This window comes from Desulfatiglans sp., assembly GCA_012513605.1.
GTDB lineage: Bacteria > Desulfobacterota > DSM-4660 > Desulfatiglandales > HGW-15 > JAAZBV01.
The window spans coordinates 37,170-48,219 of sequence record JAAZBV010000060.1 but is presented as its reverse complement, the minus strand read 5'-3'; the positions used below and the strand labels follow the sequence as shown (position 1 = coordinate 48,219).

Sequence of the window (11,050 nt, the reverse complement as noted above, 5' to 3'; positions counted from 1 at the left end):
TGTCGCTTAGCTTGACGCCAATGCGCTTGTGCGAGAATGACTACAAAAAGCTATTCGTAAAAATCTTGATTTAATATTCAAGATTCAAAATTCAATATTTTAAATAAGACGATAAGACTCGTAAGACAATAATTCATTATACCCGAAAAGATACAATGGGTTAGGTTTAAGACTTTTTTGTAATAAATGCAAGGAGTTTTCAATTAATTGATTAAAATTAATTGAAAAGTTCAAGATTCAAGATTCAAAATTCAAGATTGGAAAATCAGACTGAAGCATTTTAGGCTGTAGACTGTTAGGGGTGTTGATTCAAGATTCAAGATTCAAAATTTGAAAAGCAGACTGTAGCGGTTTAGACTTTAGACTGTTGGGAAAAGAGGTTGAAGCTGTCAAGGCTGAAGGCTGTTAGAAAAAACTTAATAGTCTTCAGTCTCAACCGCTTCAGACTAATAACCTAATCAGTTACAAATGTCTAAAAAGCAAAATAAAAATACTGCACCCGAATTGGTAACCTTGAAGCTAATCCATATCCCGGCGTTCGATTTCTGTTATTTTATGCGTATCTTTTCCCTGCCCTTGAACATGTAGCTTGAATCCCAGTGCGTTGGTCACTTTCAAAATCGTCGCAAAACTCGGATTTCCCTCCCCGGAAAGTGCTTTATACAGGCTCTCACGGCCCAACCCTGTCTCCTTGGCAAGCCGACTCATACCACTGGCGCGGGCAATATTTCCAAGCGCTTTGGCAATAAAGGCTGCATCATCACCAGCTTCTTCCATGCAGGCTTCAAGATACAGTACCATATCCTCCTCGGTTTTAAGATACTCTGCGCTATCCCATTTGCGTAACTTCATTTTCATATCGTCCTCCTATAATTTGCCAGCAAGTTTTAACGCGGATTTAATATCCTTGTTCTGTGTAGACTTGGTGCCCCCTGCCAGTAGGTATAAAATTTGTAGCATATGGGATACAAAAAGGCAAGGGCTATTTAGGGAAGCCGAAAGTCAGATATCAGAGGACAGTAGTCTATAGCCTGCGTTTTGCTATAATGACGTACCTGTTCGTAACACCCAGTATTCGCTTTTTCTGCATTGCAGCCACAACATTGGCCTGGAACCTCTCAGATGACATGGGTGCCTGTATGAAATGGGTCATCTCCCACCCGCCTTTTTTTAGAGCACTCAGGTAATCATCTATCATAATGGAATTCTTCCTTGTTTCATCCATTGCCGGTGTACCCTGAAAATCTCTCCAGTCAGCATTTACCATCGCAAGCCTTGTTTCTCTTTTACTGTTTTCGCTGACCAGTTTAAAAAACCCTTCAAGAAACCCAAGATACTGTTCTTTTGTGAGGTTCGAAATACTCTCCTCTTCATATTCCTTTACCTTCTTACTGAAGTATGGCGGGTCAAAGATAATAAGATCAGGCTTTGTCTTTCCGCTCACAGGCCATTTTAAGTTTTTGATGTCCCAGAAATATGGCTCTATTTCGGGTCTTGTATCCGGTCTATCCTCCATGTCAAAGCTCCAGCATTTCCGGCTGAGTGCAAGACATGTGTCAGCAACAACCCCACCTCCGGCCATAGGGTCAAAGACAAGGTCATTCTCTTTTGAGAAGAAATAAAGTATGTGAGCTACAAGCTGGGCAGGGATTCTTCCGGGCCATTCATCACCAAATCTTTTATCGCAGTCGTTCCAGTACCAGTTATCCCATGTCCTTATGCCCCACTGTAATTCATGGCATTTACCGAGGTCATCTTTACCTTCCAGTTTAACTGCCCACACCAGAGATTCAGGCCAGCCGTGCTTTTCGGCGACTTGTGAGACTGTAAAACCCTGTTTCAGCTCGCTATTTACCGAAAATGCCATCGTTGGCATTTTCGGTAAATAGTCAGAAATTGACTGTTGAGGGATGCCCAATCTCGCGACCATTCTTTGCTGTGGGATACCCAGCCTGGTTAATCGAAATACCTTCAAGGCAATATCCACCTGGATAACAGCCCTGAGATCAGCAACATATGAATCCACTGTCTGCCTGGAACGTCCAATCGCCTTTCCAATTTCCGCAGAGGTTATTCTTGGATTTTTTTGATAAGCCCTCCTCGCTGTATCCCTTGCCTCTTCATCATTAAGCTGCCTTGGTCCTATTGCCTTTTGGGCAGCATAAAGCAGGGGATCGGCTCCATTGAGTTTAATAATCTCTGCCGGTACTTCTTTTACGCCTATACCCTTATATGCCTGAAACCGGTGCGCCCCATCCAGTATGCGATATTTGCCTGGTTCATCAGGGTGCTCCTGAACTTGAATGGGATCGAATTCAAACCCATCCCGCATGTTTTCCTCAAACATTGCGACCCTTTTGTGGTCAATGCTGCTTCTGGGATAAATGGTGTTATCCAGTATAATGTCTGCAATTTTTACTGTGGCTGATTTTTTCATACTCCTGAACCTTTGTTGATGAACTTAAGATTAGACTGAAACATTTTAGACTGAAGTCTTTTAGGTTTTACCTTCAGCCTTCAGCCTAAACCCCTTCAGCCTGCCTTTTATTACAAACATCATGCCATAGAGGGATTTTTACTTATTTCTTATACATTGAAAAGCTGGAATGCTTGAAGAACAAGGCTTTCAAATACAAAAGCGATTATAATATGGTTTCAAGGCGATGTTTATCGTAAATAAATAACAATATAAATGCACAACATTATGTGCGCGATGCACTTTAAAATGTGCATATTTTTAGTTTACCTATCACCAATCTTTCTCTAAATGAAAATTTAAAGAAAGGGTTCAAGGTTTCGAGGTTTAAGATTCAGAATTGAAGATTCAAGATGTTATTCAATTAACAATAATCAATTATCAGTGATCAATATTCAATGAATAATTTACAGTTCACCCTGTTAAATCACGCTGAACTATGCTAACCGGATTTAACAGAGTAAATGCATAAATCGCTTTAACTTTAGGCCGTTTGTTTAGAAGCAGTTATTGCTGCTTCAGCACGTTCTTTGTTTTCTCTCGCGTATCTTGCAGCATCTGCGTCAGTGATTTTGTAAAAGAACAGCATTAAAATCGCAGCAAGCAAACAAAAGGCCGCAGGAAAAAGTCCAAACATCATCATGAATTTTTCTATGAACTCGGGGGTCTGCTCCATGTTCGGCTGATAACCGATCTTCCCTAAGACAATCATTGGTACTGAGCCTCCGATTAAGAGACCGATCTTGAAAGGTATGTTCATCATGCCATTGGCAACTGATCTATTATCCTTGCCTGTCTTATGCAAGTGATACTCACCGGTATCTATTGTGTAATTGGCATTAAAACCAAAATATATATACATTGCTATAGAGAATAAACTGTATAAAACTATATAAACAATAACAGATGTCCGGGCAAAAAAGTAAACCAGTACCAGCGCAAGACACTGGCCAAGAAGTCCTACAACCATAGCATGTTTTTTGCCAAGCCAAACGCCGATCTTAGGCCCTATAAATGCCCCAGCAACACTGACTATTGTTCCGATTGTCATGGAGTATGTCATCAATATTACATTACCCATCACATAGGTAAAATAATGGACAGCAAGAGTCATTACTGTGTATTGGGCAATGTAAGAGGCAGACATTACCAAAATCAGGATAAGCAACTGATCATTTGTGAATACAGACTTAACCATATCAACAACCCTGATTTTTATACCTGCACTGAACGGTGAGGCCTCTTCATATTTTCTGGCAGACTTTGCAAGAAAATGACAGCCGAACATATAGGGAAGCACACAGACTATACCCATGACAAAATATGCATAATTACTCCCGATAATGGGAGTAAGCACCTTATTAATTATGGGGACAAGGGATATGCTGCCAATTAATGTTGCAATTGTAACACCCTGTGTGCCCCTGAATGCGAGCAGGTTCCTCTTTTCCAGGGATGTGCCTCCCATGATTGCAAGGACATTGAACTGGGATGTCTGGATAAAATTCATAGAGAGATTAATCATGCAGTAGGCAATAAATACAATAACCAGTTTGACTGAAAGAGGCATAGCAGATGTGTTTGAGAACATTAATATTATGCCGCAGCAGATAAACCAGCGGGTAGCTGTTATCCATTTACTGTAATATATCCCCTTTTCCCTTGTTTTCTGGATAATCATGCCGGACACAAGCCCCGCTATGCCATCAAGAATACGGGCGATAGCGAGTACAGAACCAACAATAGCGGCGCTGATCAGCAGGTTATCAGTCAAAAATATGTTCATGAATGTGGTAGGCATTAAAAGAAAAAGCATCTCGGAAGTCATATAAAATGCATAATTAAAAACATCTGAACGGGGAAGTTTACTGGTGTTATCTGCGTTGCTCATGTATTGGTCTCCTTAATTATAAAAAATATCCTACTCTTTTTTAAAAACATTGCTGTAACTCTCTGGAGGCCCCAGGTAGGCTGGCTTCACATCCCCTTTTCCTATTACGATCTTCTGAAGCACGATGCCCGCGTCAATTGCATGGAACTTGAGGGTGTGCCTTCCCGGTTCAATATTGTTCATCTCAGTTTTTGCTATTCGAATATTATTACCTACTGCCTGTTCCCAGTATTTCGGGTATTTCCAGTCAGGGGTATCTCCTTCATGCATGTTGATAACCACAGGTTCTTTATCATCAATAGATACTGCGAATTTAAGCCCCTCTTTGTATCCGAAATTCTGGGTGGGAGATAGATAAAAGCTGATATTAAAGGTACCCCTGTTAAAGAGATAAATATCGTATTCAAGACCTGGCCTATTATCCGGCGGGATATCCATTGCGGTAACAGGCAAAAGGGTGATTGCTGAATTTGTCCGCCCCAGATTAGGGATGACCTGCCATGAGTAAGGGGCAGGTTCACTCTTATATGTATAATTTACAGCCTCAATTGAAACATAATTGTTGGCCTCAACAAAACAGTTTTTTATCTCCTCTCTTTTGACTTCCCTGTTGTTGATAACCGCTGTAATGATAAAATTATTTTCCCGGTCAGAAATATTAACAGAGGCCATGCTTGTGCCTGAAGGCGCCCTGCCCCAGTCAATGCTTACCCATATCCTTTTTTCAGTGGCAATCTCACCCTGTTTATCTGATATTTTTATCCATGGCCTGTCAGGCGTGGCAATAAACCTGAATGGCCTTTTCCCTCTGTTAAAAATATCTATATAATATTTCTGATTATTTAATGAATCAAACTCAGGAAGCCTTACATTTTTATCTTCAGGCAATATGGCCTTTTCAGCCCCTTCAAAAGCGATTCCCATCCTGGCCTCATCAGGGATATCAATCTTCGCCACTTCCGGCATGATGTTATCCGGGGGATCGTTCCACATGGTGTACCCTATATGAACCTGGTCCATCATGTGATCCCATTTACCGCCAGCCATGACCTTATTATAGTAATGGGATATCTCTGCGTCACGTTTAAATAATTCCTCAGCCTTTATGGCAAGGTCATTTGTCAGGTTCCGTTTCTGTGCCGCGTAAAGCCTGTTTTTTGCGACTGTAAAATAGAGTTCATACAGATTGGCGCATGCCTCAACAGGGTGAAGGATTAGCTGATAAAAGGAATCCTGATATACCTTACCAAGGGAGCGCCCTATCATGGTTGCCTTTTCGTATAACGCTTTATAATCATTAACAACTGTTTCAGCCTCACGGTAATTGACAAGGCTGTATGTCTCATGGGAGAGCATCTCAGGCTTTCTTCTTGAATTGTATTTTGTGTATTTATTCAGTATATCGGCAATCTCGTTGCTGTATCTCTTATCGAACTGCTCTTCTACCCATCGTTTATAATATTGAGGCAGATCTTTCGCATTAATCCTTTCAGGGTCCCATGCGTAGTCAAGGAAGAAGCTTATGGGGAATTCCATGGGTTTAAGGTCTCCCACATTTACAACCCAGATCTCACGTGCGCCATATTCCCATGCAAGCCTCATCTGCTCCCACACCCTTTCAATCTGGTTTGTGTTAAGCCACTTGTAATTTCTCGGCCCACCGACAAAATCAAAATGATAATATATGCCATAACCTCCCTTACGGTGCTTGTCCGCAGGGTTAGGCAGTTTCCTGATATTCCCCCAGTTATCATCACAGAGAAGCAGGGTTACATCATCAGGCACCCTCATGCCTTTGTCGTAATACTCCTGCACCTCCTTGTACAAGGCCCATACCTGCGGAATTTCTGTAATGCCCTTCCCTGTAACTTGAGTCAGGATTTCCCTCTGATCAATTACGATTTTCTGTAGAAGTTCAATGTTAGCGTCAGGACTCATTGCCATATCCCCGTCCCCGCGCATGGCAAGGGTAATGATGCTTTCATTCCGGCCCATTCTTTTAATGCCATCTCTCCAGAATTTCTTTAGCTCCTCACTGTTGCTCTCATAATCCCATTTGCCTGTCCCGTAACGACGCCATTCATCATGCGCCCGCATCATGGGTTCATGATGAGAGGTGCCTATTACGATACCATATTCATCTGCAAGCCTGGCGTTTTCAGGGTCATCGTCATAAAATGCGCGTCCCCACATCGCAGGCCACAGGAAATTCCCTTTCAGCCTCAATATCAGTTCAAACATGGGTTCGTAGAGTTCGTGGTTGAACATATCAGTTCCGAATTTTGCCTTTGACCAGCCAGAAAGACATGGTGCCTCATCGTTAATAAATATCCCGCGGTATTTTACCTTTGGCTCTCCCTCTGTATATCTGCCAGGGGATACATAGATGTTCGTTTTCCTTTTTACAGGCACATCACCCCACCAGTGCCAGGGAGAGACCCCGATCTGCCTGGATATATCCAGCATCCCATAGATTGTACCGCGTTTATCACTGCCGGCTATAATCAGGGCCTTTTCAACTGATGGGAAGGGGTTATCTACACCCTGAATAATAAAGCTCTCTCTTTTATCTTTTATATCATCAACCTGAAGCCGATTATTATTTATCAACCTATCTATGAAGCTGTTTTTACCGATTGTCCCGGCAATTACCATGTACCCGGATGAGGGAAGCTGATCAATATGGATATCAGGCCTTGAACCGGTTACCTCAGCTATGTCTCTTTGTAATATATTCGCGACACGTTTAACGCCCGGAAAATCATTATTTGCAATGATGATGGGATTGGAGTGTCCGGATTCACTGAGTGTAAATGAATTTCTCTCTTTTTTTGCAGCAATATATGATTTGCTTTCAAAGGCAAAAAGCGGGTTATTACTGATTAACAAAATAAGTATTAGTGTTATGAGGGAATATAATGTTGCCTTATTTTTATCTTCCATATTATTCATTATCCTATTGATCATTTCCCTGCCTCTTAAGGCTATTTTGCCTTTATTATTGCTCCCCGGGGATTAACGTTCCTTTCAGGAGGATGTGCCAGTAAAGATATAGTGCGTTAGGTTTAGGATTTTTTATTAAAAAATACAAGCACCATTTTTAACAGAAAAAATATACTAATTTTGCTATATCGATTGTCATATAGGTAAATATACGATTGCAGTCGATATAAAGGTACTAAATGCTGGAAGACAAAATACTTATTTGGAAGCTCAACCGGGGCCAGAAAACCGTTCTGTGCGATATCTATGAAAAGTATAAGCATGAGCTTGTTACACTATCTGCGGCTCTTTTTAGATGTCCGATAGCTAATTCCATATGGTTGTGACCTGCGCAGAATCCATAATACCTTGGTCACTTGTCAATATCGGGATATTCAAAAACAAAGAGGTTGAGACTATAAGCCTGTCGTGGAGTTCAAGTCCTTTAATAGTTTTAGCTGTTTCAACTACATCAAAATCCAAATCGACTATTTTATAATTATCCAGGGTAGAATTGTATCTCTTACATCAGATTTTCTGACTCGTTACGGATTTCTCGAATACTTTTGTCTAGATCAGTTATCTTTTCGAAGCCCAATCCTTTCCATATCCCTTCGAGTTTTTCTACCCGTTTTGTTTTACAGGAATCAGATTTCATTAAAATAGATTCAATAAAATCATTTAACTCGGCTAATTTGGTTTTTGGAATTTTAAATAGATTTTATTTTACTATGTTTATACTTATTTTATCATGTTCCATTTTTACCCCTTCAATCTATTCAGGTGAATCATAGCATCATTTTCTAATAAACAAATGGGCTGAAAATCTTGTCACCTTGTTTTTTTTCACACCTGGTCGCATCACCTGAATTCGCATACTTCAGGAAAAAATCAATATAAGTTAAATCTCTATGGGTTGCTATATTTTCATACAAAGTAGTGGGGTGAATTAATATTGACTTAAAACACCTGACTCCATATACTTCGTTCCTCAAAGCAAAAGGGATTCTTTACTTAATCAAGGAGGAGTAATAATGAACGGTAAGACGCAGTTTGAAATGCTGCTTTCACCTTTTTATATAGGCAAGATGCGGTTAAAGAACCGGATCATAAAGACTGCCGCGGAGATGAATACCCATGACCCTGTTGATGCCCACATGAACCAGAGGACTATCGACTATGTAGAGGCAGTGGCTAAGGGCGGGGCCGGTATGGTTATTTTATGGAACGCCTACCTTGATTATCCCCTTGGCGCAAGGATGCCTGACGGGTTGCGTATTGATTCTGACAAATACATTCCTGGCTTTATAAAACTGGCAGAGGCCGTTCATAAATATGACTGCAAACTATCTGTACAGATGATGCATGCAGGGCCATGGTGCCCTGCCTCCCTTGCCGGTCGCCCGCCCATTGCCGCATCGGTGATGCAAGAAGAGGTGTATGGTTTCCTGAGCGATGAAACAGCAGAGGCAACATTAAGCGAGATCGAAGATATTCAGGAAAAGTTTGTAAAGGCCGGGGAGCGTTTGAAACAGGCAGGGGTTGACCACCTTGAGATACACTGCGGCACACAACACCTTGGCAACACCTTTATGTCGCGTCACTGGAATAAACGCACAGACCAGTATGGCCCACAAAGCCTTGAGAACAGGGCCAGGTTCATGGTTGAGATACTTCAGAAGATGAAGGCGCGTCTGGGTAATGACTACCCGATCGGTGTGCTTTATAATGCTGCTGAATATGGGATAGATGATGGCATAACTGCCGCTGAGGGTCAGGAGTTCGGCAGGCTCTTTGAGGCTGCGGGAGCTGATAACCTTCATCCCAAGGCCGATGGTATAGGGCCTTTGTACAGTTTAATTAACTGGCCAGAGGCGGTTTGTTATCCCGAGGTGCCTGATCCACTTCCAAAAGAACTTGATGGAAGTAAAAGCGGGGCCGGTTTCTGGGTGCCTCTCGCCGCACTTGTTAAAAAGGCAGTCAAAATACCTGTTATTGCCACAGCAGGCATCAACGCTGAAATGGGAGAGAGGATACTGCGAGAGGGCAAGGCAGACTTTATCGGCATGACAAGACGCCTTCTGGCAGACCCTGACCTCCCAAACAAGGTTGCAGAAGAAAGGCTGGATGATATTGCACCATGCACACGCTGCCTCTCCTGCATCGAGGCGATACATACAAATTATATACCGGGTGTCCCCGGTAAGTCATTCTGCCGCATAAATGCATCACTCGCAAAGGAGGGGGAATATGAGATTAAGCCCGCTGATAAAAAGAAAAAGGTTATGGTAGTGGGCGGCGGGCCAGCCGGTATGGAGGCCGCAAGGGTGGCTGCCCTAAGGGGACATGATGTAACACTCTATGAGAAGGAACATTACCTGGGCGGCTCAGTGCCTGTGGCAGCCACGATCAAGGGGCTTGATATTGAAGACCTTCCGGCACTGGTTCGTTATCTTTACACCCAGATTACAAAGCTGGGGGTAAAGATCAATCTTGGTAAAGAGGTAAACAGGACGCTCATTGAAAAGATTAAGCCCGATGTGCTAATACTAGCCACAGGCGGGCTGTATTCTGTTCCGGATATACCTGGCATCGATTCACCAAAGGTGGTTAAGGCCGCTGACCTGAATCGAACATTAAAGAATTTCCTGAGGTTCTTCAGCCCCAGGCTTCTCATATGGGCCACGAAAATTTGGATGCCCATCGGAAAAAATGTTGTGATTATCGGCGGCGGCATACATGGGCTCCAGACAGCAGTGTTCCTTGTTAAGCGCGGCAGGAAGGTAACAGTTGTGGAGACCGCTGAGAAGATGGGAAAGATGGTGATTGAGAACCATAAGGTCAGGCTGTTTGGATGGCTAGAACAAAAGGGTGTGACACTGTATCCCGGCGTTAAGTATGAAGAGATAACAGAGAGGGGGCTCACTATCATTACGAAAGAGGGAGAGAAAAAGACCCTTGAGGCAGATACCATATTGCCTGCATTACCAATGTTACCGGATACTGAGTTAATGACAAGAATGAAGGGTACAGCGCCTGAGATATATCAGATTGGCGACTGCGGTGACCCTGCCCTGATTATAGATGCAATAGGGGATGGTTCGCGTATCGGGAGGGAAATTTAAAAGCTTTCAGCTTTCAGCTATCAGCCGTGAGATAAGGCTTTGTCTTAAATGCTTTAGCTGAAAGCTGAACGCTGATGGCTGACAGCCGTCGAACAAAACGACAATTTTTGTACAGGCACTTAATATAATTTTTATAAAAATACTTTTAGATAGGAGACACATATATGACCCGTGAAGAATTTGATGTTTATTTAAAGAAATTTAACAGCAGAGATTATGATGGTTTTCTTAAATATTTTGCTGATGACTTTGAGATGGTACATGTGGGCGGTTCCTTTAAGACCCGCGAATCAGTAAAAAAGTTTTATGCCTTCCTTCATAATTATATTAAAGAGTCTGTGATCGTGGATCGTTTTGTTTCTGATGAATATAATGTTGTGCTTGAAGCCAGGGTACAGATTGAGGGCGTGAAGGAGTTAACACCAGAGGCCGTTGCCGCCTCAGACTGGCCCAAACTCACACCTCTTAAGGTCGGGCAAAAGGCCGTGATCCCGCAGTTTATCCATTATCATCTGGAAAAAGGGAAATTCAAAAAGGTTGTTTGCGCGGAGCTGTAGATATAGAGCTTTCAGCGGT

6 protein-coding genes are annotated in these 11,050 nt (G+C 42.3%); 2 read left to right on the top strand and 4 right to left on the bottom strand.

Going from position 1 to position 11,050, the window contains the following annotated elements:
* Positions 1-519: 519 nt before the first annotated feature.
* From GX654_07820 to GX654_07805, 4 genes are all read right to left on the bottom strand, one after another.
* A complete protein-coding gene (locus GX654_07820) occupies positions 520-858 on the bottom strand; it encodes a putative addiction module antidote protein (protein NLD36759.1) in 339 nt (112 codons plus the stop codon).
* Positions 859-1,024: 166 nt separating this feature from the next.
* The gene (locus GX654_07815; GenBank protein NLD36758.1) at positions 1,025-2,437 is read right to left on the bottom strand and encodes a ParB N-terminal domain-containing protein; all 1,413 of its coding nucleotides are present in this window, start codon (positions 2,435-2,437) and stop codon (positions 1,025-1,027) included.
* A 523-nt stretch (positions 2,438-2,960) separates the two neighbouring features.
* Positions 2,961-4,367, bottom strand: coding sequence for a hypothetical protein (locus GX654_07810; protein NLD36757.1), 1,407 nt, complete (start codon positions 4,365-4,367; stop codon positions 2,961-2,963).
* Between the two features lie 30 nt (positions 4,368-4,397).
* On the bottom strand, positions 4,398-7,310 hold the full coding sequence (locus GX654_07805; protein NLD36756.1) for a glycosyl hydrolase: 2,913 nt from the start codon (positions 7,308-7,310) through the stop codon (positions 4,398-4,400).
* Positions 7,311-8,383: 1,073 nt separating this feature from the next.
* Between GX654_07805 and GX654_07800 the strand changes: the two genes are divergently transcribed.
* Positions 8,384-10,474: an FAD-dependent oxidoreductase gene (locus GX654_07800; GenBank protein NLD36755.1), complete on the top strand. Its 2,091-nt coding sequence runs from the start codon at positions 8,384-8,386 to the stop codon at positions 10,472-10,474.
* 164 nt (positions 10,475-10,638) lie between these two features.
* Positions 10,639-11,031 carry a nuclear transport factor 2 family protein gene (locus tag GX654_07795; protein ID NLD36754.1) on the top strand — a complete coding sequence of 131 codons (393 nt, stop codon included), beginning with the start codon at positions 10,639-10,641 and terminating at the stop codon, positions 11,029-11,031.
* Positions 11,032-11,050 lie beyond the last annotated feature (19 nt).